Here is a 23,396-nt window from a genome sequence, read left to right as displayed (position 1 = left end):
TGAGGGCGGTTGGCTCGGCCCATGGCTGTTCTTGTGCATCAGGTGGCGCGCCCCGACGGGTGGCCCGCCGCCGACCAGTTCTCCTATGTCGAGGTCCCGACTCCGGAGCCGGGACCCGGTGAGGCGCTCGTGGAGAACCTCTACCTGTCCGTCGACCCCTACATGCGCGAGGAGATGGACGAGCGCGCGCTGGGCGTGCCGATGGAGGGCAGGTCGGTCGGGCGCGTGGTCGAGTCTCGTGACCCCGCCCTCCCCGTGGGGGAGCTGGTGTTCCACCGGCAGGGTTGGCGCAGTCACGCGGTGGTGGCGTCCGGTGGGGTACGCGTCCTGCGGGAGTCGCCGGGAGTGTCGCTCTCCGCCTACCTGAGCCTGCTCGGCGGCACCGGCCTGTCCGCCTACGTCGGGCTGACCCGTGTGGCCCGCCTGCAGCCGGGCGAGACCGTGTTCATCTCGGCCGCCGCGGGCGGTGTCGGCAGCGCCGCCGGCCAGATCGCCAGGCTGCTCGGCGCGGGCAGGGTGATCGGCAGCACCGGCTCGGCGGCCAAGGCCGAGCACCTGATCGAGGACCTGGGCTTCGACGCGGCCCTGGACTATCGGGCCGGCGACCTGGCCGCCCAGCTCGCCGCCGCGGCCCCGGAGGGCGTGGACGTCTATCTCGACAACGTCGGCGGTGACCACCTCGAGGCCGCCATCGGCGCGATGCGCGACCGGGGCAGGATCGCGTGGTGTGGGGCGGTGGCGCAGTACAACACCCTCACGCCGCCGCCCGCACCGCGCAACCTCTTCGACATCGTGGGCAAGAGCCTGCGCCTGGAGGGCTTCCTGGTCCGCGACCACGCCCACCTCCAGTCCGAGCTGGAGGACTTCCTCATCCCCCACATCCATAGCGGCCACGTCGTGCCGGACGAGACCGTCGTCGCCGGGTTGCCCAACATGGTCGACGCCTTCCTGAGCATGCTCCGCGGCGGCAACACCGGAAAGACGATCGTCAAGGTCACGCCGTGAGGCGTCCCGCCGATCCGGCTCCGTCCGACCTGGGCAGAAGCGCATAGCCTCCCTGAGGCATGGAGCGAGATCATCCCAGCCCTGGGGCGTGAATCGATGGTTGCTCACGGGTGAACCGGTCGACGTCCAGGCGCACACCGGTCATCCCCTCCATCGTCGCCAGCGCGGTCTCCCAATCCCGGTACCGGTCGGGATAGGTTCCGGCCCGATCGTCGGCCCTCTTCCGGTCGGCCAGCGCTCGGAGTGCGCCCAGGTAGGCGTCCAACGCCCGCGGGTCCTGACCCTTGCATTCCACGGGTTCGGGCCTGAGGATGTTCAGCTCGGTGACGAGGTGACCGTCCGCGGCGTAGAACAGCCGGTTCGCGTTGTTGACCAGCCACCAGAAGCCCCAGGTCTGCGCGGCTTCGGTCAGCCGAGCCCAGGTTTCGGGCTTGCGGGGCCCGGCGGTGTTCGTCGCCATGACGATCACTCCGTGGTCGCTCTGTTCCAGCACCGCCCAGCCGGGGTCTATCAGCCGCGGCACCGTGGACGGGGTGGTCGCGCCGGGATCCGCGCCCAGCCGGCGTATGACGTCGGCGACCGTGAGCGGCGCGTCACGCCCCCGCACCACCATCCAGAAGATCGCGCCGGTGACGTAGTCGTCCACCTGGCGGAGATCCTTCAACAGGCGGGTGTAGTAGTCGATCATCTCGGGCGTGACCGGATTCATGCGGTTACTCCTCGCTTGGGGGAGGCCACAGGATAGGGCCCCGCCAAGCTCGGGGCCGGCCGAAGGCCATACGGGCGTCCGTGGTGGCGGTCGGCCGGCCCCATCCTCTATCGGGAGACCGGCTCGGGCATCAGGCCGTCAGGACTGACGGGCGACCGGTGAGCAGCGGCGGGGCCGTTGCTACTCGTCCTCCTCGTCTTCTTCCACCGCGAGGACGAACCTGACCGACTGCACATCCGCCGGTCGACCCAGATATGTGCCCTCCTGCCAGGGGTTCACGAGACCCACGAACTCGCCCATGCAACCCTCGGTCGTGAAGAGCTCGACCGCGTAGGCGGTGCGGTTGTCCACCATGCTCGTGCGATAGAAGGGGTCGACTCCGACGCATCCTTGGTTGGCGGGCATTTCGAGGGGCGTTTCCCCGGCCTCGTCCCACAGCTTCAGCACGCCGGCGTCAACGGTGGCGGCGGCCGGAGCCGTACCGGCCGCGACGAGGAGCCCGCCGGCGAGCAGCGCGGAGGCCGTGAGCCTGGCGAGGCAACGGTTGGACATGAAGGTCCTCCCTGAAGGGGGGGTAGGTGGCGGCGTCGGCGAACCCTTCACCATCCATGACGAAGAGTAAACAATTAACCACTCTTGGTAGTCAAGAACGATGGTTGTGTCTTTCCCGCTCGCGGGGCGAGCTTCGTTCGGTGAGCCGGTGCAGGACGACGATGCCCCGCGAGCCCCCTGTGGTCGGCTCTGGCACCGGAGCGGTCTGGCAGGGGAAGGGGCACACCTGCCGATCGTGAACGGGTATCGCCCTTCAAAGCGGAACCGGGCGATTTTCCCAATGGTCGGCGGGACGTCCGCCTATCGGTTCGGCGGCCTCCACAACTCAGTGACCTCGACAACCCGCTCCGTGGTTGAAGAAAATCGCGGACGCATCCACGGCATTCATCACACGGCTCAGCTGCGGCATTTCCCCGGCGGTTCGGTGCGGACGATGAATGGACACCTGTTCGCGGCGAACTCACGCCCCCCGTACCAGCGAGGATCAGCAAATCTACCTCGAAAGTGATCTTCTTAGGTGTTTATCCCGATAAGGTGCGTGTCGTTCTTGGAGTGGAAACAGATGAAAGCGAGTCAAAGTGTGGCGGACACGTCGGTTCTGGTTGTGGGCGACCGCGACCATCCTCTGTCTGCTGCCACTGACAATTAGCTGGTGGATTCCCCAGGAATGGCTGTATTTCAACGTACTGAGTTCCGGGGAACCTCCTCCGTGCCTGGGGCTCGAGGCGAGAGACGCCGTCTGGGGCAACCCGATCGTCTCCGCGGTCGCGGGCTGGGACAGCGTGGTGGTGCCTGCCGCGTTCGCAGTATGGCTGCCGGCGCGGGAACGGCGCGCCGGGTGGGTGGCCGGCGCCCTCGCCGTCGCCTACATCACCGTTCAGGTGGCGATCGACGCGGCGTTCATCGCGTTCGATCTCCTGCTCAGCGAGGGCTGCGGGCAGACGTGGGGCCCCCTTGCGGCGTGGAGCATCGGGTTCGGCCTGTATCGCCTGCTTGCGGCGCTGCTGATCATGATCGCCATCAGAGGCGGCGGACCGCGATCTGCGCGGGCCCGCGCGACGCGGAGGGTACTGGTCGTCACCGCGGTAATCGCCGCACTGGTCATTGCGGCCGTCACGGACCAGAGACAGGACACCCGATTCACCGGCCGCGCCGTCGACGCCGAGGAGTGCTACGACTGGACGGTCGTCCACCGGGCGTACGGCGACACCGCACCGAAGGATCGCGAGCTCGCCTTCCTGTGCATGGCTCGCGACGCCACCGGCTACGTCGGCCGACTGATACGGCTGCCCGATCGCGAGCTTCTGACCTATGGCAGGGCGCTGTGCGGGGTCGCTCACCTGCCCTCGACCGATCCCATGACCAGAAAACTGCTGGACCAGGCGGGTGCCGACGACTGGAGCCACTCGCTGATGAGCGTCCTGGTCTTCCTGTGTCCCGACGCCGTGGGCCGTACCTGGCCCGAGCTGGTGCTGTCGGAGGCCGAAGGCGTGCAGCGGGAAAAGGACTACCAGACCAAGCAGACCTCCTACTGCACCGACCCGCGTGCGAGGCCGCGCGCCCGGCGGCAGGCCACCACCGCCCTGTTCGTCAGCGAAGGCGGCGGCTACGGCATCACCGACGCCGGCGTCGAGGCCGGTGAAGGGGTGACCGCCGGCTTGGAAACCGCCTTCGACAACGGCGTGGTGGGTGCCTACGACGACAGCGCGACCATCCGCACAGAGGTGGAGAACTCCTCCGTCTGCCTCACCGTCAAGGCCTACACCCAGGCTCCGCCGATCGCGACCAGAGGTTGGGACCGGATCGTCGAGACCGGTATACGCAGCCCCAGCGGTGAGCTGAACCTGTGGTCGTGGGACGGGAGCGAGCCCCTGCCGAACCTGGCCGCCGCGGGGCCGGGCCGTTACCGGATCCGCGTCTCCGTCCGCAACCAGGAGAAGGCCGACCTGGACACCTCCGGCCGGCCCGTCGAGGAACACCTGGTGGAGGTGTTCCCCGGCCGATCCACCAGAACGGTCACCCGTCACCGCGCTGAGCGCTGAGGTTCAGCGGTAGTTGCTGATCTCGATGAGGTTGTTGTCGAGATCTCGCAGATAGACGCTCAGGATGGATCCCGTGGCACCGGTGCGGGTCACGGGTCCCTCTTCGACCTCGACGCCGTGCCCGGTCAGTTCCGCGATGACCACGTCCAGCGGATCGTTGGCGATGAGGCACAGGTCGGCGCTGCCGGGCGTCGGCCGCGCCGCCTTCGGCTCGAACTCTCGCCCCGCCTCGTGCAGATTGATCTTGTTGTTGCCGAACGCCAGGGCGCGCCGTCCCTCCCCGAACGTCACCGCCCGCATCCCCAGCACACGGGTGTAGAACTCCACCGTCGCCTCGATGTCGGCGACGGTCAGCACCAGATGGTCGAGACGGTCGATCCGCATCCGCCCACCGTAACGGTCTTGATCGCGCCGGCTGATCGGGGAACCGATGACACGCCGGTCAATGACCTCCCGGGAAGCCCACGGCGGGCGTGCCGGGATCGCCCGTAACGCTCGCGCGCCGGGCGTGCCCGGCCTGGACGCTGAGGCCCCCGGCGGCGACACGCTGCTCGCCCACCCTCAAATAAGCACTACATCATCTTGACGATACGTAGAAAAAATGTTGAAAATGAGGGAGAGACGCGCACCGCCCTGGAGGTCGTGACCATGTCCCAGCCCGAGGTGTCCTTCGACACCGAGCCCGGCCGTTACCGGCACCTCAGGCTCGAGTTCGACGGCGAGATCGCCAGGATCGTGCTGCGGGTCGACGAGAGCGGCGGGCTGGTGCCGGGGTACGAGCTCAAGCTCAACTCCTACGACCTGGGTGTGGACATCGAGCTGTACGACGCGGTGCAGCGGTTACGGTTCGAGCACCCGGAGGTCAGGGCCGTGGTCGTCACGGGCGGCCTGGAGAAGGTGTTCTGCGCGGGGGCCAACATCCGGATGCTGGCCCAGTCGGAGCACTCCTGGAAGGTGAACTTCTGCAAGTTCACCAACGAGACCCGCAACGGCATCGAGGACGCCACCGCCCACTCGGGGCAGACCTACCTCGCGGCGGTCAACGGCACCGCGGCCGGCGGGGGGTACGAGCTGGCGCTGGCCTGCGACCAGATCATCCTGATCGACGACGGCTCGTCGGCGGTCTCGCTGCCCGAGGTGCCGCTGCTGGCCGTACTCCCGGGCACCGGCGGGCTCACCCGGGTGGTGGACAAGCGCGGGGTGCGCAAGGACCTGGCCGACGTGTTCGCCACCAGGAGCGAGGGCGTCCGCGGCAGGACCGCGGTCGAGTGGCGGCTCGTGGACGAGACGGCACCGCGCAGCAGGTTCGCGGAGACCGTACGGCAGCGCGCCGCCGAGGCCGCGGCCCGCTCCACCCGCCCGGCGGGCGCCGAGGGGATCGCCCTCCCGGCGCTCCAGCGGTCACAGACCGGCGACACGATCGTCTACTCCACCGTCAGGGCCGACCTGGACCGCGCGAACGGACTGGTGGAGATCACGGTGTACGGCCCGCGTCACGACATCCCCGAGAGCCCGGAGCGGATCCACGAGCTCGGCGCCGACTTCTGGCCGCTGGCGATGACCCGGGAGCTGGACGACCTGATCCTGCGGCTGCGTACCAACGAGCTGGAGCTGGGCACCTGGGTCCTGCGGACGGAGGGCGACATTGACCGGGTGCTCGCCTTCGAACGGGTCCTCGCCGAGTACGGCCGCACCGACTGGCTGGTCAACGAGATCCGCCACTACTTCAAGCGCACCCTCAAGCGGCTGGACGTGACGAGCCGCAGCCTGATCGCGCTGATCGAGCCGGGTGGCTGCTTCGCCGGACCGCTGCTGGAACTGGCTCTGGCCTGCGACCGCCAGTACATGCTGGACGGCCTGCTCCAGGAGGACGAGCCCACACGGACCGCGCTCGCGGCGGACGACGAGGAACGGGATCCAGCACGGATCGCGCTCGCCGTGGATGACGGGCAACGGGATCGCGCGCGATCCGCGCTCGCCTCAGGCGACGGGGAGCGCGAGCCCGCGCGGATCGTGCTCACGGCGAGCAACTTCGGCTCCCTCCCGATGGGCAACGGACTGTCCCGCCTGGCCTCCCGCTTCCACGGCGATCCCGACCACGTCGCCAAGCTCCATCTGGAGGCCGGTCGGCGGATCGACGCCGCCGAGGCGCTGGAGAAGGGCCTGGTGACCTTCGCCCCCGACGACCTCGACTGGGAGGACGAGATCCGCATCGCACTGGAGGAGCGCGCCTCGCTCAGCCCGGACGCCCTGACCGCCATGGAGGCCAACCTTCGGTTCGCCGGTCCGGAGACCATGGAAACCAAGATCTTCGCCCGGTTGACGGCCTGGCAGAACTGGATCTTCAACCGTCCGAACGCCGCCGGACCGGAGGGCGCCCTGCGGCTCTACGGCACCGGCCGCCGGGCGGCCTTCGACCGGAGGCGGGTCTGAGATGCCCATCGATCGCGCCCCTAACCGAGGCGAGTCTGAGATGTCCATCGACCACACCCTCCGCAACGCGGCCTCCGACCAGGGCGAGCCTGTGATGTCCGCCGACCACATCCCCAGCGACGTCGACCGGAGGCGAGTCTGAGATGTCCATCGACTACACCGAGCGCATCCCCAACAACGTCGACCTGTCCGGCGACCGGCGGTTGCAGCGGGCGCTGGAGTCCTGGCAGCCCAGGTTCCTGCGGTGGTGGGGCGAGATGGGTCCCACCCTGCCCACCCAGGACGTCTACCTGCGCACCGCCATCGACGTGGGCCGGGAGGGCTGGGCCCACTTCGGCCATGTCGCACTGCCCGAGTATCGATGGGGGATCTTCCTGGCTGAGCGCGACCCCGACCGGCGCATCGCCTTCGGCCAGAACATGGGCCGGCCGGTCTGGCAGCAGGTGCCGGGAGAATACCGGGCCGAGCTGCAGCGGCTCATCGTGGTGCAGGGCGACACCGAACCCGCCTCGGTGGAGCAGCAGCGCCGACTCGGGCTGAGCGCCCCCTCGCTGTACGACCTGCGCAACCTGTTCCAGGTCAACGTGGAGGAGGGCCGTCACCTCTGGGCGATGGTCTATCTGCTGCACGCCTACTTCGGCCGCACCGGACGGGACGAGGCCGACGCGCTGCTGCTGCGCAACTCCGGCAGCGAGGACTCCCCGCGCATCCTGGGCGCGTTCAACGAGGAGACCCCCGACTGGCTGTCGTTCTACATGTTCACCTACTTCACCGACCGCGACGGCAAGTATCAGCTCGGCACGCTCAAGGAGTCGGCCTTCGACCCGCTGAGCCGTACGTGCGAGTTCATGCTGAAGGAGGAGGCCCACCACATGTTCGTGGGCACCACCGGCGTGGACCGGGTGGTCGAGCGCACCGCCCAGCTGATGCGCGAGCACAACACCGACGACATCGGCCGTTTCGGCGGCATCCCGCTCGACGTTATCCAGAAGTACGTCAACTTCCACTACAGCGTCAGCCTCGACCTGTTCGGCGGCGAGACCTCCACCAACGTGGCCAACTACTTCACCGCCGGGCTCAAGGGCCGCTGGCAGGAGGAACGCCGCGGGGACGACCACCTGCTGACCGAGGCCGTCGCCACCGTCCAGCACGTCGAGAACGGCCGCATCGCCAACCTCCGGCTCCCGGCGCTGACCGCGCTCAACGCGGACCTGCGCGGTGAGTACATCGCCGACTGCGGCACCGGCATCACCCGCTGGAACCGCATCCTGACCGGCCACGGCATCGACGCGGCGCTGCATCTCCCGCACATCGGCTTCAACCGGCAGGTCGGCGCCTTCGCCGGGCACCACGTCACTCCCGACGGGCGGATCCTCGACCGGGTCGCGTGGGAGGCGGGCCGGGACCGATGGCTGCCCACTCCCGACGACAAGACCCACGTCCTGTCGCTGATGCGTCCCGTCTACGAACCGGGGAAGATCGCCGCCTGGGTCGCGCCGCCCCGCAACGGCATCAACAACCGGCCCCTCGACTACGAGTACGTCCACTTCTGAGGGCGCTCCCGCGCCGAGCGGTTCCGTTACGGGACGTCCTCCGTGTTCGAGGCGCTCGCCGTAGTCCGTACTCGGCCCGGGACGCCCCACGCGTTCGGGCTCCGTACACGGATCAGGTGGTCACTCCTCGGCCGCGCACAGCGTGTCCCAGTGCCGCTGGGAGCTCTGGTGCCAGGCCTGGTGCAGATCGTTGAAGACGTTGGCCGCGCGGATGCCGATCCAGTCGGGCGGCAGCAGATCCGGAGGCAGCTGCGGGTCCAGCGACGGGAAACGTCGCCAGTCGTGCACCAGACGGATCTGGGCGAACAGCGCCGGGTCGCCGGGCTCGGGACGGAGTCCGGCGAACTCCTGGATGAAATCCTCATAGTCCGCGGCCAGGTCGCCCAGGTGCCAGGCCTGCTCCACGAGGGTGCGCTCGGAGCCGATGCCGGCGTAGGGGCCGCTGAAGGAGAACGCGGCCACGTCCAGGCCGAGCTGCTCGACGACCTGCTTGGCCTCGGCCTCGCGCGACACGTGCGGGCTGACCCACATGCCGGGAGCGGGGCTGCCGAATCCGGCCCAGGTCAACCGCGTGCGCAGCTGGTGGCGGAGCTCTCTCCTGCTCTCCGGCACGGTGGCGATCAGCACGAGCCAGCGGCCGTCCCAGGAGTCGCGGTCGCGGCCGAAGGAGTAGATGCGCTCGGCCCCCTCGGTCAGGAGCTCGCGTCCGTGCGGGGTCAGCGCCCAGCGGACCCTTCTTCCGGACCGCTCGGCGACGATCCACCCGTCGGCGGCCATCCGGGCCAGGGACTGGCGGGTGGACTTCTCCTCCACGCCCAGCCCGCCCAGCACGTGCAGCAGCGTCGAGGTCCACGCGGGCTCCACGCGCGGCAGGACGTACTCACCCAGAACGGTGAGCAGCAGCGACCGGGCGCTACCGGAGCCCGCCTGGTGGCGGCGGGAGTAGGACGGCCTGGCCGTCGCCGGCTCGTGCGGTGCGCGGGGCATGGACGACTGGATTCCTCTCTCGAAACTGCCGGACAGTATTCCAGCACATCAATGCTACAAGTTATTGACGGCACATTAATTCTGTGTAGAAGATTTGCCTACGATGTTCCGTCGACAGATGGGGACGACCATGTCCGGTGCGCCCGAGTCGTTCAACGCCAGCGTCTATCTCGTGGACCGCCAGGTAGAGGCCGGCCACGGCGACCGGATCGCCGTCGCGGGACCCGCCGGAACCCTCACCTACGCCGAGCTCGCCGCGCGGGCCGGGGAGTTCGCATCAGGCCTGGGCGCCGCCGGGGTCAGACCCGAGGACCGGGTCTTCCTGGTCATGTCCGACCGGCCGGAGACGCTCGTCACCATCCTCGCCGTCATGCGGATGGGCGCGGTGGCCGTACCGGTGTCCACCATGTACAACGGCGCCGAGCTCGACATCCTCCTGCGCGACGCCCGAGCTCGCGTGGTGGTGACGACGCCGGAGTTCGAGACGGCCGTCAGGGAGGCGCTCGCCCACGCCCCCGAGGCCGAGACCCTCATCATCGCCGGCGACCCGCCTCCCAGGATGGAGGACGTCACCGGCGTGCGCGTCCTGCCACCGGAGACCGAGGCCCTCATCGTGGCCGACGGCCTGCTGACCAAGGCGGAGGACGACACCGCCCTGCGAGCCCTGGCGTCCGAGGCCGAGGACGGCCCCGACGTGCGGGCCTGGGCCGACGTCCTGGCCGAGGGCCGCCTGGCCGGCCCGGCGGAGCCGTACGAGACCTGGGCCGACTCGCCCGCGCTGTGGCTGTACACCTCGGGCACGACCGGGACGCCGAAGGCGGCCATGCACCGGCACCACGGCATCAAGAGCGTCTGCGAGACCTACGGCAGCCAGGTCCTGGGCATCGCGGCCGACGACCGGTGTTTCTCCGTGGCCCGGCTGTTCTTCGCCTACGGCATGGGCAACTCGATGTTCTTTCCCCTCGCCGCGGGGGCGACCACGATCCTGGACCCGGCCCGCGCCACCCCGGCTGGCGTCGCGGCGCGACTGGCCGAGGACCGGCCGACGCTGTTCTTCGCCGGGCCGTCGTTCTTCGCCGCGCTGCTCGCCGCCGACGCGCCCGCCGAGGCCTTCACCTCCGTACGGCTGGCCGTCTCCGCGGGTGAGGCCCTCCCCGCGGAGATCCACCGCAGGTTCACGGCCCGCTACGGCGTGGACATCATCGACGGTCTCGGCTCCACCGAGGCCCTGCACATCTTCATCTCCAACCGGCCGGGAGCGGTGAGGCCGGGCACCTCGGGCACGGTCGTGCCGGGCTACGAGGCCAGGCTGCTGGACGAGGAGGGTTCCCCGGTCAAGGATGACGAGCCGGGCAACCTGTACGTCCGCGGCGACTCCATCGCCACCGGTTACTGGTGCCGAACCGCCGTCACCCGGCAGGTCTTCCAGGGTGAGTGGCTGCGCACCGGTGACACCTACACCCGTTCCGACGACGGCTTCTACACCTGCCTCGGCCGCTCCAACGACATGATCAAAGCGGGCGGCATCTGGGTGTCGCCCATGGAGGTCGAGGCCCGGCTCCTCCAGCACGAATCGGTCGCCGAGTGCGCGGTGGTCGCCTACACCGACGGGGACGGTCTGGAGAAACCCGTCGCCTGCGTCGTCCCCGCCGCCGGGCGGCAGGTGGACACCGGCGAGCTGATCGCGTTCTGCCGCGCTGAACTGGCCCCCTTCAAACGCCCTCGCGAGGTGCTGGTGCTCGACGAGCTGCCCAGGACGGCCACCGGCAAAGTCCAGCGCGTCGTCATCAGGCGGATCGCCGCCGACCGGCTGGGAAACCGCGAGCGCCCCGTACGGTGAGACCGGCGGCTCGTCCGCTTTCGCCCCGTGAACGGAGCGGCGGTGGCCCCTGCCTCACGAGGACTATTCATCACCCGCCGCTGCCCTCACGGGGACTGTTCCTCATCAGCCGCTGCCCTCACGGGGACTGTTCCTCACCCGCCGCTGCCGTAGGGGCGGGTGAGGATCTCCAGGAAGTGGCCGTCGGGGTCCTCGAAGTAGGCGCCGCGCCCGCCGTCGTTGCGGTTGATCTCTCCTGGGCGGCTGCGGGACGGATCGGCGTAGTAGGTGAGCCCGGCCTGCCGGATCCGCTGGAAGATCGCGTCGAAGTCCTCCTCGGACACCAGAAACGCGTAGTGCTGCGGGACGATCTCATCCGGGTCGCTGTTCGCGAAGTCCAGGGTGACGCCGTTGGCGGTCACCACGGGAAGGAACGGGCCGAAGGGCGCTCCGACCTCCAAGCCCAGGATGGTGGCCGTGAACTCGGCGGAAGCCCGCCTGTCACGGGCCCTGACGATGGTGTGGTTCAGTTCGACTGACACGGTGGAATGCCTCCACGGGCATCTCACGAGCACCACGCGTGCCTCACCCGGACGGTGACAGCATCCGGTGCCGGATCGCGATAGTAGGCAGCATTCGCCGCCGCTGTCACGGCGAATCCGGCATCGCACCGGAACCGGGGATTTTTCGCGGTCATATCGTTGATTTCGCTTTAACCAAATCAGTCGGCACCCGGACGGGATCGACCGATCGTTTTCATCCTGCTCACGGGACTAAGGGGCAAAAGCCATAACTATGAGAGAAAAATTACCTTTCGTATTAAATTAGCGACTTATGTACTCAAAGAGTATTTTGGCACTGAAAAATTCAGGGATCCTTGCCCCTTGCCAGTGCCGGTCGGCCAAGAGGATGATCGAGCGTGGATTGCCGTTCCTATGAGGTGAGACGCGCATGAGTAGCGACATAGGTGCGGGCGAGGATCTCCGCTTGGCGCTGGTTGTCGTTCCTGACGCAGATGTGGAGCCGGAGGAAGTCGAGCGGCTTACCAGGCAGTTGCGCACCGAACTCGCCGAGCTCGACGTGGAGTCGATCGGCTGGGCGGCGGATGACGTGGTCCCAGCGGGCGCGAAGGGCAGCGATCCGGTGACGCTGGGGGCGATCGTGGTCGCGCTGAGCGTCTCCGGCGGGGTCTTCACCGCATTGATCGAGACTGTGCGGGACTGGCTCGGCCGCCAGTCTGGGAGGCACCGGGTTTCAGTGACCATCGATGGAGACACCATCGAGTTGGAGCGGGCGTCGGCCGACCAGCAGCGCGATATCGTCGACGCGTATCTGCGCCGCCATTCGAAGCGATAGTTCCATGGGACGGCGACTGGCGCTGGTGATCGCCAGCTACGCATATCAGGATCCCGGACTACGACGGTTGACATCTCCCGCGCACGACGCGGAGTCGTTCGCCGCTGTCCTGCGGGACCCCCAAATCGCCGGTTTCGAGGTCACCGCGTTGATCAACGAGCCGCACCACCGGGTGGGCGAGGCCATCGGCGACCTGTATCGGGACCGGCGGCGGGACGACCTGACGTTGCTGTACTTCACCGGCCATGGTCTCAAGGACGACAACGGCCGGCTGTTCCTGGCGATGGCCAACACGCGCCGAGACAGCCTTCTGTTCACGTCGCTCTCCGCCGAGCAGATCGACCATGCGATGGAGGGGTGCGCCTCCCGGCAGAAGGTCCTGATCCTCGACTGCTGCTACAGCGGTGCCTTTCCGTCGGGACACCTGGCGAAGGGCGACCCCGACGTGCATTCTCTGGAACGGTTCCGTGGCCGGGGGCGCACCGTCCTGACCGCCTCCGACTCCACCCAGTACTCCTTCGAGGGCAACCGGCTGCACGGCGAGGCGGCGCAGTCGGTGTTCACCCGCTACCTGGTGGAGGGCCTGAGGAACGGCCAGGCCGATCTGGACGGGGACGGGGACATCACCGTCGACGAGCTGTACAGCTACGTGCACGAGCGCGTGGTGGAGGAGATGCCGCAGCAGCGGCCCAAGAAACAGGACGACGTCGAGGGTCGCATCGTCATCGCCCAGAACATCAACTGGTCCCTGCCGACGCATCTGCGCAACGCGCTCGGCAGTCCGATCGCGTCGGATCGGCTCGGCGCACTGGAGGGGCTCACTCGTCTCCACCGGATCGGCAACGACGTCGTGCGCACCGCCGTGCGCGACGAGATCGAACGCCTGGTCGACGATGACAGCAAGCTCGTCTCGACCGCGGCCTCGGTTCGGCTGCGGTCCCTCACCGAGCGTCCGTCCGACTCTCCGCGCGTCCCTGAGCCACAGGTAGCAGGACCGATACCGGCACCGTCGGTGGCCGCGGACGCCGTGACGTCCCCGGACCCGGAACCTTTCCCATCAGGCGCAGATCCCGTGGCACCCCCTGAGCGTTTCCCGGCCGTTGCGGATGCCGTGACATCCACGGAGCATCCCGTGGATGTCGTGGAGGTCACAGCATCCACGGAGCATCCCGGGGCCGACGCGGACCTCATGACATCCCCGGCCGATGCGAGCCTCACCGTCGATTCCCCCGGAGACGTCGTCACAGCGGGTGCCGAAGTCGGATCGGCGTCGACGGAGAGTGCCGGGGGCAAGGAATCGCGGTCCGCGATGGTCTCGGCCGGGCGGCCCGGAAAGGCGATGCGCGCCGTCCGGGCGGTGGGGCGGCACATCCAGGTGGTGGCCGGGGTCCTGGCGGTCTTGGCCGGGGTGCTGCTGGCCGTGGGGGAAGCGGCATGGCACGGCTCCCTCGCGGAGTCCGCCATGATCGACGACGCTTCCTTCTTCAGCCACCCGGCGGGCGCCGGGGCGATCATGGCGTGGTACACGGCCGGCATGGCGATGCTGGCCGTGGTCGCAGCCGCGCTGACGCTCCTGCCGCGGACGAGATCTCTCATCGGGCCGGGGTTCCTGATCGGCGCGGGTGCCGCATCTGTATGGGGCCTGGCGTTCTTCGCCGGTGATTTCAAATTGGACCCGGACTTCGGTGGCAGACTCTGGGTCGAGCCCGTGGGATACGCGATCCTGCTCCTGGCGGCCTTCTGCGCCGGGCTCGCGTTGTGGCGGGACCCGGCCGTGCGCTTCGTACTCGCCATGCCCCGGGCCCCCGTCAGGCGGAGCGTGTTCGTCCTTGCCTTCTTCGGGGCATCGCTCCTGCTCGGCCAGTTGGCGGAGGTGGCTGCCGCGAAACGGATGGGCGAGAACCTACAGGTCTGGGTCGCGCCGTTCTTCGTGGTGGCGGTGCTCGCGCTCTTCCTGCCGGCGGGCGCGGTCACCTCGGCCTCGCGTCGACTGGAGCTCTCGCTGCTCGGGGGCTGGATAGCCGGCGGCACGGCGATCTTCGCCACCGGCTTCGCGCTCGTCCGGGGCAGCGAGTTGTTGGAACTCAACGAGGTCGTCGGGTTCGGATGCACGCTGCTGCTACTTCTGGCCGCCGGCCTGTGGCTGCGCGTGGCCGATCCAACCGCACGACCCTCCGCGCAGGACACCATCGCGGCGTCGCAGCCGGCCAGTCCCTCACGCTCGAACGGTCGCGTCGGCTTCCTCGTCGTACTGGCCCTTATGTTCGCGATGGTGTTTGCAGGCTCGACCATCGCCTTCTACGACCGGGTTCCCGTTTTGTTGACCTCCGTCGCCGCAAGTCCGGACGGTCGCCGCCTGTATGTCATCGGCGACATCATCGCTTCCGGCGGGACGCGGATGTGGACGGTCGACACCGCTACGAACCTCACTGTCGGGCAGCCGATCGTCCTCGGAAACGGCTACCAGGCCTTCTACCAGATGGCAGTCACCCCGGATGGCCGCCGTGCCTATGTCACCCGCCATGACACCAACACGGTCAGGGTGGTCGACCTCGAGTCGAACACGGCCGTCGGGAAGCCGATCCCCGTGGGCAAGAGGCCCGCGGACGTCGCCGTGGCTCCGGACGGCAAGCGCGTATATGTCTCGAACAGCGAATCCGGCACCGTGTCCGTGATCGACACGGCCACGAACACGACCATCGGGCAGTCGATTCCCGTCGGCCAGGCGCCCAAGGGACTCGTGGTCAGCCCGGACGGCCATCGCGTCTACGTCGCCGACAGCGGCTCGAACCAGGTGTCCGTCATCGACACGGCCACGAACACGAACGTGGGGAAACCCATCCCTGTCGCCAACCGTCCAGGAGGGCTGGCGATCAGCCCGGACGGTCTCCGCCTCTACGTCAGCACTGGCGGCATATGGAATTTCACCGGTGAAGGCGTCACAGTGATCGACACGGCGACCGGAAAAACCATCGGAAAACCGTTCGACCTGAGCATCGATGCCGCTTCTAAAAGGACCCACGTCACCGGCTGGTCGGGAATCACCGTCAGCCCGGAAGGTGGCTGGGTATACGTCACCAACGGCTGGTCGAACGCCGTCCTCGCCATCGACACGTTGAAGCACAGGGTCTCGCCCAGACCGATCAAGGTCGGTGCGTACGCCCTGGGAATAGCGGCGAACCCCAATGGCCACTACGTCTACGCCGCAACCGCCGTCGGCGTCTCGATCATCGATGCTCCCGCTTATGAGAGCGAACTGACCCCGATCTTCGAATAGTGATCTTCGAACAGACGGCGGCACCGCCTGCTTCCGAGCCGGACCCTCACCGCTCAACGGGCCGGGTCATGATCCGGCGGCAGGGCCGGTTCATGCCCGATATTGGGCGGCGCGTCTTTGATCTCCGTTGGTACGGTCTGGGAATGTACGAACCGGTGTATCCCCCGAAGCCCAGGCCCGGCGACAAGGTGGCGGTGCTGTCCACCTCGGCCGGTCTGCCCGGCCTGTTCCCCCGCCCCTTCGACACGGGGATCCAGCGGCTGCGCGACGACTTCGGCCTGATCCCGGTGGAATATCCCACCACTCGCCGCATGGGCGCGACGGCGGCCGACCGGGCCGCGGACATCAACGCCGCCTTCGGCGACCCCGAGATCAAAGCGATCATCGCCAGCATCGGGGGCGAGGACCAGATCACCGTGACCCCGTACCTGGACGGCGAGCTGATCCGCGCCAATCCCAAGCCCTTCTTCGGCTACAGCGACAACACGAACCTGCTGGCCTACCTGTCGAACCTCGGCGTCGTCGGTTACCACGGCGGTTCGGTGATGGTCCAGTTCGGGCGCTGCGGCGGCATGCACCCCCTGACCGCCGACTCGCTGCGCGCCGCGCTGCTCACCTCCGGCGAGTTCACGCTCCCGGAGAACACCGAGTACGGCGACGTCGACAAGGACTGGGGCGACCCGGAGTCCTTCGACTCCCCGCCCTCCATGGAGGCCTCCTCCGGCTGGTCCTGGCACAACGCGGACCGGGTGGTGGAGTCGACCACCTGGGGCGGCAACCTGGAGATTCTCTCCTGGTTGCTGATGGCCGATCGGGACATCCGGCCCCCCGAGGCCTACCGGGGCATGATCCTCCTGCTGGAGACCAGCGAGGAGCTGCCCTCGGCCACCGAGGTCTTCCGGATCCTGCGCAACATGGGCGAGCGCGGTCTCCTGCGGCAGTTCCCCGCGATCCTCCTCGCCCGGCCCAAGGCGTGGTCCCTCGATCGGCGCAACAGCCCGGAGGAGAAGGCCGCCTACGCCGGGGAGCAGCGCGAGGCCGCGTCCCGGGCCCTGGCGGTCTACGCGCCCGGGGTGATGGTGGTCTTCGACGTGGACTTCGGGCACACCGACCCGCAGCTGGTGATCCCCTACGGGGGCCGGGTGCGCGTTGACGGCCCGGCCCGGCGCATCACCGTGACGTACTGATCGGATTCAACAAGAGTTTCCCTCGCGCGCGGCCGGGTGCGCATTGACGGCCCGGCCCGGCGAATCATCGCGACGTACTGATCGAATTCAACATGAGTCTCTAGCTGGATCCTCCACTTTGTACGGCTGAATCACCATAATTGGTGATCCCGAATGGAGTCCTCGGAGAGGAAGCCACACCATGCCGGACGCCGCTCCCGTGCAGGCGGGGGATCCCGAGAGCGTGAACGACTACCAGGTCACGGAACGGCTGGGCGATTCCGTCTACCTCGCCAGATCCCCCTCGGGGGACCGGGTGGTCGTGCGGCTGCTGCCCGCGGACGTGGATCTCGACCGGTTCCGGGAGGCGATGGAACCGCTGCGGGAGATCCCCGCCTTCTGCACCGCGCAGGTCCTGGACAGCGGGGTGGACGACGGCAGGCCGTACATCGTCAGCGAGTACATCGACGGCCCGACGCTGGAGGAGACGGTGGCCTCCGGGGGCGTCCTGGAGGCGGCCGCGCTCCACCGGCTGGCCGTCGGGACGATGACCGCGCTGGTCGCCATCCACCAGGCGGGGACGGTCCACGGCGATCTGCGCCCCGGCAGCGTGCTGTTCGGTCCCGACGGGCCGAGGGTGATCGACCTCGGCATGGCACGGGCACTGGAGGCGACCGCGTCCACCGAGACGCGCAGGGTCGACGTCCCCGCCTACACCCCGCCAGAGAAGCTCAGGGGCGCCTCCCCCGAACCCGCCGGGGACCTGTTCTCCTGGGGGGCGACCATCGCCTTCGCCGCCTCCGGCCGCTCCCCCTTCGACGCCGGGTCGATGTCGGGCACGGTCAACCGGATCATCAACGACGAGCCCGACCTCGACGCGCTCCCCGACGACCTGCGCGGGCTGGTCACCGCCTGCCTCGCCAAGGACCCGGCCCGGCGGCCAAGCGCGAGCGACGCCCTGCTCCGCCTGGTCGGGGAACTCCTGACCTCCGACCTCATGTCCGTCGCCCACCTCTCACCCGCCGGGCCCGCCACCCGCCCGGTCCGGCGCCTCCGCCCGCTGCTGCTGGCCGCGGGCGCGATGGCCGTCGCCCTGGTCTCCGGGGCGCGGTCTACCTCAGCGTGTCGGGGAGCCCGTCGCCCGTCGCCGCGCCGAGCTCCTTACCAAGCGCCTCACCGAGTACCGCGCAGGGTGCGCTCGCCCCCGCCTTCACCCCCCAGCCCCAGAGCAGCCCGAACGTCACCGAGGCTCCCTTCGAAAAGGTGGAGAAGCCCACCACGGACATCGAGCTGGCCGGGACGAGCATCACCCTGCACGAGAATCCGAAGGACACCGTCAGGCTGGGTGGCTACCTGAGCGTCGCCCAGCCCTTCGGATCGTTCGCCAGGGCTAAGGGCAAGGACACCTTCACACAGGTGGGCACCGCCCTGCAGCCGGTGCTGTCGCCGCAGGGCGACAAGGTAGCGCTGGACCCGCTCGCGAAGTTCACCGACTCGACCTTCGACTATCTGAAGATCCGAGACCTGGCGACCGGTACGGAGTTCAGCGTGCCGACCGTCGAGCAGCCGTGGCAGGATCACAGCCCCGTGTGGTCCGCGGACGGCTCCAAGGTCCTGCTGTCGGTGCGGGATCCGGCCAAGGGTGTGTCCGACGGGTTCGTGGTGGTGGACGTGGTGGCACGCAAGGCTACCCGGGTGCTCACCGAGGCCGTCGGCGCCGACACGATGCACTTCACGTTCACGCCGGACGGCTCCGTCGCGCGGGGGTTCTACGACGGCAAGCGCTACGGGATCGACATCTACGGCCCGGACGGGCAGGTCACCCGGACGATGCACTGGGTCGGCCAGCCACGGGTCACGAACTGGTTCTCCCCGTCGGGCGCATACTTCGTCACGGTGTGCCCCAATGAGAAGGACCTGTGCGTGTGGGACACCAAGACCGGCAACCGGCGTCACACCGTCCCCTCCGAGGGGAACGACCTGATCCTGGGCTGGTTCAACAACCAGAACCTGCTCATCCAGAAAATCTCCAAGAAAAGCGCCAAGGTCGAAGTGGTCGACTTCTTCGGCAAGTCCGTCCGGGTGCTCGCCGACCTCAAGAAGCTCAACACAGCCTTCCTGAGCTTCACCCCGGCGGCCCGATGACCGGAATCACTCCACCCGCGCCGGGCGACCCCGCCGAGATCGGACCGTACCGGATCCTCGGCAGGCTCGGCCGCGGCGGGCAGGGGACGGTCTACCTGGCCGAGTCCCCGTCCGGGACGCGGGTCGCGGTGAAGGTGCTCAACCAGGGCGACACCGGGGGCCAAACCCTGGCGGATTTCAACCGGGAGATCGAGCTGGCCCGCCGGGTGAAGGCCTTCTGCACCGCGCAGGTGCTGGAGAACGGCGAGATCGACGGCAGGCCGTACATCTTCAGCGAGTACGTCGACGGGCCCAGCCTCGCCCAGGTCATCGAGGAGCGCGGGCCGCTGCGCGGCGCCGAGCTGCGCCGGCTGGCGATCGGGACCCTCACCGCGCTGGCCGCCATCCACCAGGCGGGCGTCATCCACCGCGACTTCAAGCCCGCCAACGTGCTGCTCGCCCGCGAAGGCCCCCGGGTGATCGACTTCGGCATCTCCCGCGCGCTGGACTCCACCTCGACGGCCTTCGACCACCTCGTCGGGACCCCGCCGTACATGGCGCCGGAGCAGTTCGAACAGCTTGAGGCGGGGCCGGCGGCGGACCTGTTCGCGTGGGCGTCGACGGTGGTGTGCGCGGCGACGGGGGAACCGCCCTTCGGGAACGACTCGCTGCCCGTGGTCATCCACCGGATCCTGAACGGCGAGCCGCGGCTCGGTGACCTGGACGAGGAACTGCGCGAGCTGGTGGAAGAGTGCCTGTCCAAGGATCCGCGGGCACGGCCGGCGGCCACGGCGGCGCTGCTGCGGTTGCTGGGCCATCCGGTGGCACCGCAGCGACTGCTGGACGAGGGCCGCGAGCAGGCCGTCACCCCGCCACCGGGGAAGCGCCGCCCGGCGCCCCTGGCGATCGCCGGTTCCATCGCGCTGGCGCTCGCGCTGGTCGTCGGCCTCGCGATCTACCTGACGAGGACGACCGAGAGTGGCGAGACGTCCACGGGGCTGGTGGCGAGGCCGAGCGTTCCCGCGACGACGGCCGTCCCGGAGAGACCGAGGATCGGGCCGATGCCCACCACCTCGACGACCGACCTGAAGATCCCGGGAACGAAGATCACCCTGCATGAGAACCCCTCGGACGCGGAAGGGGTGACCAGCTACGAGGACCGGCGGCGCGGTAGCGAGACCTATCTGCGGCAGGACGGCTCCGCGAAGTTCCGGTTCCTGGGGACGCTCATGACCGCCATCGCGGCCCCGGGCGGCGAGCGCGTCGTCGTCAACCCGACCAACAAGTTCCTCAACGGGGAGTTCGACCTGGTGCGGGTGCTGGACGCGGCGGGAGCGCCGGAGGTCCAGATCAGGACCGTCGACTCCCCGATGGTCACCTTCCACCCCCACTGGGACGTCACCGGGACAAGGGTCCTGCTGACCGTCTTCGAGGGTCTAACAGGGGATTCGCACAGCAGGGGTTTCGCGATCGTGGACGTGGCCTCGCGCACGGCTCGCATCGCCCTGGTGCCGGACGAGACCGATCCCTCCGAGTATGTCTGGGGCCCGGACTCGGCCTCGGTCATGCACACCCGGCCCGACGGGGCGGTCCGCTTTCACCGCCTGGACGGTTCGGTGCTGCGGACGGTTCCCGGAGTCGGAGAGCTGACGGCGGACGACGTCAGATCCACCTCCCTGGGGACGGTCTTCACGACCCGCTGCCCGGACAAGTCTCGCGACGTGTGCCTGTGGGACGCCGAAACGGCGAAGCGCAGGGCGACCGTCCCGATCGGCGAAGGGATGGGGTACGGCGGCTGGCTGGGCGACCGGCACCTCCTCACCACCACGACCGAGGGCAGGACCAGAGAGGTCGTCATGCTGGACCTTCGCGGCAAGATCGCGCGCGTCCTCGCCGACGGCCCCGTCGCGGAGCTCGACAAGATCAGTCTCTGGTACACGCCCAGGTGATCCCCTTGGGGATCCAGGTTCCTCCATCAAGGTCTCCGACGAACCCGCCGCACCGGCCGCCGGACTGCGTGATCAATGCACGGACAGCCGCGGCTACCGATCAGAGAAATAGTCAAGACCCGTGGATCGGCGTGTCAGGCGACGTGCTGATCACCTCCTGATTCGTCGGGTCGCTCGATCAAGTTGAACGTCCCGTGGGCGAAGACGTCCCCCGCGCCGTCCGTTGCTTCCCTGATGACGGCATCTCGTACCGGTGTCATGCCGAACGTTGCCTTCGTCGTGGCGGTGGGGCGCCTCGGTGCCGGTCAGCCGCTGACATGGGCGGTGTTGTCGAGCCAGTGCTGGGCGAGGTCGGTGTCGCCGTCGACGCTGATGTCGGTGGCTTCGCGGTCGGTGAGAGGGAGACGTCGGGTCAAGGTCAGCAGCAGCGATCGTGCCGGGCCGGTCACCGTCACATCGGCCTGCTGGGTTGTGGGCTGCCACGTTGCCCCGTCAGGCCGCTGTTCGACGAACCAAGCGCCCGCGTCGTCCGCGGTGTCGGTGGCCAGCCACTGCAGGGTCTGCCCGGTGCCCCGAATGGCATGGGCGGACGCCGGCCGCTGCATCTCCCACGTGGGGGAGGTGAGCATCGCGAGGTGGTTGCTGATGAGCGCGGCTGCGATGTCTGCGTCGAGGTCGGCCGGTCGGTCCGCCGCGTTGGCTGCGTCGAAGCCGTGGACGACTGCCTCGTTGAGCATGCTGGTCATCCAGAATCGCGTCCCGGGCCGCTCGTCTCCCGCGGGGTTGGGGTCTGAGGAACATCGGAACCGAATCGTGCGCTAAGCCCTGTCCGCACAGGTCAGCGCTGTGCACTTTCGCACTGCCCCCTTCGGACACGATTGACCGCAGATACTTAATGATTATCTGCGATAGCGTCGGTGTCGTCCTGGAGAAACGCCTCCGCTGGGCGGGGCCAGACGTCATGGTTATCTGCGATAGAGCGTGGAGGTAGTCGTGGGAGCGGTCCGCAGGATCGAACCTGAGCGGCAGGCGCCGGTGCTCAAGGACGCGATCGAGGGGTTTCTCGCCGGGGTGTCCAACCCCAACACCGCGCGGGCCTACGCCACGGCGTTGCGCGCTCTGACCGAGAAGTTCGGCTCCTACACTCCGGTGACCGTGTTCGAGGGGGAAGCTGCGGCCGATCGAGTCGCCGCCTGGTTCATCGAGCGGTGGGGATCGACATCGGCTGCCACTGTCAACGCCCGGCTCAACGCGCTGGCCTCAGCTGGTGGCTGGTGGCGGGATCAGGGCTGGATCACCGAGGACCCGCTGCGCCGGCTCAAGCGCCGACCGGTCGAGGCCGACCGCACCCGGTCCCTGGATCGTGCTGAGGTCGCCGAGTTGCTTGGCAGGGAGGGGATCGCGCTGCGCGAGCGGACGCTGTGGCGGCTGTTGTATGAATCCGCAGCGCGGTCCTCCGAAGTCCTGGGCCTGGACGCCGAGGAGTTGGATCTGCGTAACCGGCGGGCCAGGGTCCGGCGCAAGGGCGGTGCGGTCGACGTGATCGTGTGGCGTACCGGCACCGCCCGTCTGCTGCCCCGCCTGTTAGCGGGGCGTCGGACGGGGCCGGTGTTCGCCACCGACCGGCGGGCCCGGGTAGCGCTGCCGCCGGCCGACATCGACGCGGGCAGCGGGAAGGCGCGGCTGTCCTACCGGCGGGCGGCCGAGCTGTTCGAGGCTGCCACCGGCGGCTGGACGCTGCACCAACTGCGGCACTCGGCGCTGACCCACGCGGCCGAGGACGGGGCCAACACCTCCACCCTGCTGGCCTACTCCGGGCACACCTCGGTCGCCTCGCTGGCCCGCTACGCCCGGGTCTCCGGGGAAGCGCTCGCGTGCTGGCAAGCCGGACGCGATCCCGCCGCCCGCAGGCGCTGACAGACCGTATCCCGACATGGTCGGCGGTAAGCCGGGCCGTAGTCTCGTCTGCCGATTCACCAAAGGAAGGAAGGTGGTGAGCGCGCCTGCCCGGGGCGGCCCGTCACGGGAGCGGACGGTCGCTGAGCCGGCAGCCGCGTGGCCGCTCGGGGCGTTCGCTAGTCCAGCCCGCCTCAGGTGCCCATGCCTGATAGTCCATGAACGTCCCCTTGGCGAGCCCCTCCGTGCTCTCGACCGCGATCGCGACGTCTACCGCCAAGACGGTGCCGATCCGCGGGTCGAGGATGGTGGTGTACCGCTGCGCCACCACGTCATCGGTACCGAACTCGTCGGTGAAGCCCTCGCTCTTTGTGAAGGTGACCTCGATTCCCGTCCGTCCCAGAGGGTCGGTGATCGAGCCGCGCACCTTGGTCGTCGGCAGTCCGGCGAGGAGACGCAGGGTGGCTGCCCTGACCGAGGGCTTGACCGGGAGCTCCAGAAGGTGGGAGGAGGTGGAGAGGAATTCTT

Annotated in this window: 19 protein-coding genes; 12 read left to right on the top strand and 7 right to left on the bottom strand. The window is 68.7% G+C overall.

Annotated elements, in window-relative coordinates:
* Positions 1 to 21 precede the first annotated feature (21 nt).
* Positions 22 to 1,005 carry an NADP-dependent oxidoreductase gene (locus CHC08_RS12655; RefSeq protein WP_089207448.1) on the top strand — a complete coding sequence of 328 codons (984 nt, stop codon included), beginning with the start codon at positions 22 to 24 and terminating at the stop codon, positions 1,003 to 1,005.
* A gap of 70 nt (positions 1,006 to 1,075) precedes the next feature.
* On the opposite strand, the gene CHC08_RS12650 is transcribed toward CHC08_RS12655, so the two are convergent.
* Positions 1,076 to 1,714, bottom strand: coding sequence for a hypothetical protein (locus tag CHC08_RS12650; protein WP_089207447.1), 639 nt, complete (start codon positions 1,712 to 1,714; stop codon positions 1,076 to 1,078).
* 180 nt (positions 1,715 to 1,894) lie between these two features.
* Positions 1,895 to 2,266 carry a hypothetical protein gene (locus CHC08_RS12645; RefSeq protein ID WP_089207446.1) on the bottom strand — a complete coding sequence of 124 codons (372 nt, stop codon included), beginning with the start codon at positions 2,264 to 2,266 and terminating at the stop codon, positions 1,895 to 1,897.
* 578 nt (positions 2,267 to 2,844) lie between these two features.
* Between CHC08_RS12645 and CHC08_RS12640 the strand changes: the two genes are divergently transcribed.
* Entirely contained in the window at positions 2,845 to 4,308 is a 1,464-nt protein-coding gene (locus tag CHC08_RS12640; RefSeq protein ID WP_089207445.1) for a hypothetical protein, read from the top strand.
* 3 nt (positions 4,309 to 4,311) lie between these two features.
* On the opposite strand, the gene CHC08_RS12635 is transcribed toward CHC08_RS12640, so the two are convergent.
* Positions 4,312 to 4,692: a VOC family protein gene (locus CHC08_RS12635; RefSeq protein ID WP_089207444.1), complete on the bottom strand. Its 381-nt coding sequence runs from the start codon at positions 4,690 to 4,692 to the stop codon at positions 4,312 to 4,314.
* A 264-nt stretch (positions 4,693 to 4,956) separates the two neighbouring features.
* Here CHC08_RS12635 and CHC08_RS12630 point away from each other — a divergent pair, with 264 nt between their 5' ends.
* Together CHC08_RS12630 and boxB are read left to right on the top strand one after the other, a co-directional pair.
* On the top strand, positions 4,957 to 6,741 hold the full coding sequence (locus tag CHC08_RS12630; protein WP_089207443.1) for an enoyl-CoA hydratase-related protein: 1,785 nt from the start codon (positions 4,957 to 4,959) through the stop codon (positions 6,739 to 6,741).
* 143 nt (positions 6,742 to 6,884) lie between these two features.
* Positions 6,885 to 8,294, top strand: coding sequence for a benzoyl-CoA 2,3-epoxidase subunit BoxB (boxB, locus tag CHC08_RS12625; protein WP_089207442.1), 1,410 nt, complete (start codon positions 6,885 to 6,887; stop codon positions 8,292 to 8,294).
* A gap of 120 nt (positions 8,295 to 8,414) precedes the next feature.
* Here boxB and CHC08_RS12620 read toward each other — a convergent pair whose 3' ends face one another.
* Positions 8,415 to 9,281 carry a PaaX family transcriptional regulator gene (locus CHC08_RS12620; RefSeq protein WP_089207441.1) on the bottom strand — a complete coding sequence of 289 codons (867 nt, stop codon included), beginning with the start codon at positions 9,279 to 9,281 and terminating at the stop codon, positions 8,415 to 8,417.
* Positions 9,282 to 9,399: 118 nt separating this feature from the next.
* On the opposite strand from CHC08_RS12620, the gene CHC08_RS12615 reads away from it, so the two are divergent.
* Entirely contained in the window at positions 9,400 to 11,121 is a 1,722-nt protein-coding gene (locus CHC08_RS12615) for a benzoate-CoA ligase family protein (RefSeq protein ID WP_218825285.1), read from the top strand.
* Positions 11,122 to 11,255: 134 nt separating this feature from the next.
* Here CHC08_RS12615 and CHC08_RS12610 read toward each other — a convergent pair whose 3' ends face one another.
* Positions 11,256 to 11,642 carry a VOC family protein gene (locus CHC08_RS12610; protein WP_089207440.1) on the bottom strand — a complete coding sequence of 129 codons (387 nt, stop codon included), beginning with the start codon at positions 11,640 to 11,642 and terminating at the stop codon, positions 11,256 to 11,258.
* Positions 11,643 to 12,087: 445 nt separating this feature from the next.
* Between CHC08_RS12610 and CHC08_RS12605 the strand changes: the two genes are divergently transcribed.
* The 6 genes from CHC08_RS12605 (at position 12,088) to CHC08_RS12580 (ending at position 20,972) form a co-directional block, all read left to right on the top strand.
* Entirely contained in the window at positions 12,088 to 12,456 is a 369-nt protein-coding gene (locus tag CHC08_RS12605) for an effector-associated constant component EACC1 (RefSeq protein ID WP_218825284.1), read from the top strand.
* 4 nt (positions 12,457 to 12,460) lie between these two features.
* On the top strand, positions 12,461 to 15,733 hold the full coding sequence (locus CHC08_RS12600; RefSeq protein WP_089207438.1) for a caspase, EACC1-associated type: 3,273 nt from the start codon (positions 12,461 to 12,463) through the stop codon (positions 15,731 to 15,733).
* 143 nt (positions 15,734 to 15,876) lie between these two features.
* Entirely contained in the window at positions 15,877 to 16,920 is a 1,044-nt protein-coding gene (locus CHC08_RS12595) for a S66 family peptidase (protein WP_089207437.1), read from the top strand.
* Between the two features lie 181 nt (positions 16,921 to 17,101).
* Positions 17,102 to 18,256, top strand: a complete 1,155-nt coding sequence (locus tag CHC08_RS12590; RefSeq protein ID WP_089207436.1) for a serine/threonine-protein kinase — start codon at positions 17,102 to 17,104, stop codon at positions 18,254 to 18,256.
* Positions 18,163 to 19,044 (top strand): TolB family protein, encoded by an 882-nt coding sequence (locus CHC08_RS12585; RefSeq protein ID WP_089207435.1) that lies wholly within the window; start codon positions 18,163 to 18,165, stop codon positions 19,042 to 19,044. The genes CHC08_RS12590 and CHC08_RS12585 overlap by 94 nt, the downstream gene beginning before the upstream one ends.
* Positions 19,041 to 20,972, top strand: a complete 1,932-nt coding sequence (locus CHC08_RS12580; RefSeq protein WP_089207434.1) for a serine/threonine-protein kinase — start codon at positions 19,041 to 19,043, stop codon at positions 20,970 to 20,972. Before CHC08_RS12585 ends, CHC08_RS12580 begins: the two co-directional genes overlap by 4 nt.
* Before the next feature lie 305 nt (positions 20,973 to 21,277).
* On the opposite strand, the gene CHC08_RS12575 is transcribed toward CHC08_RS12580, so the two are convergent.
* The gene (locus tag CHC08_RS12575) at positions 21,278 to 21,709 is read right to left on the bottom strand and encodes a hypothetical protein (RefSeq protein ID WP_218825283.1); all 432 of its coding nucleotides are present in this window, start codon (positions 21,707 to 21,709) and stop codon (positions 21,278 to 21,280) included.
* A gap of 256 nt (positions 21,710 to 21,965) precedes the next feature.
* On the opposite strand from CHC08_RS12575, the gene CHC08_RS12570 reads away from it, so the two are divergent.
* Positions 21,966 to 22,889, top strand: coding sequence for a tyrosine-type recombinase/integrase (locus tag CHC08_RS12570; protein WP_089207433.1), 924 nt, complete (start codon positions 21,966 to 21,968; stop codon positions 22,887 to 22,889).
* Between the two features lie 103 nt (positions 22,890 to 22,992).
* Here CHC08_RS12570 and CHC08_RS49505 read toward each other — a convergent pair.
* The coding region (locus CHC08_RS49505; protein ID WP_218825282.1) for a hypothetical protein at positions 22,993 to 23,396 on the bottom strand (404 nt) is incomplete at its 5' end.

Source organism: Streptosporangium subroseum, assembly GCF_900188345.1.
In the GTDB taxonomy this organism is placed as follows: domain Bacteria; phylum Actinomycetota; class Actinomycetes; order Streptosporangiales; family Streptosporangiaceae; genus Streptosporangium; species Streptosporangium subroseum.
The sequence above is the reverse complement of the archived record's forward strand: the minus strand, read 5'-3'. Positions and strand labels throughout refer to the sequence as shown.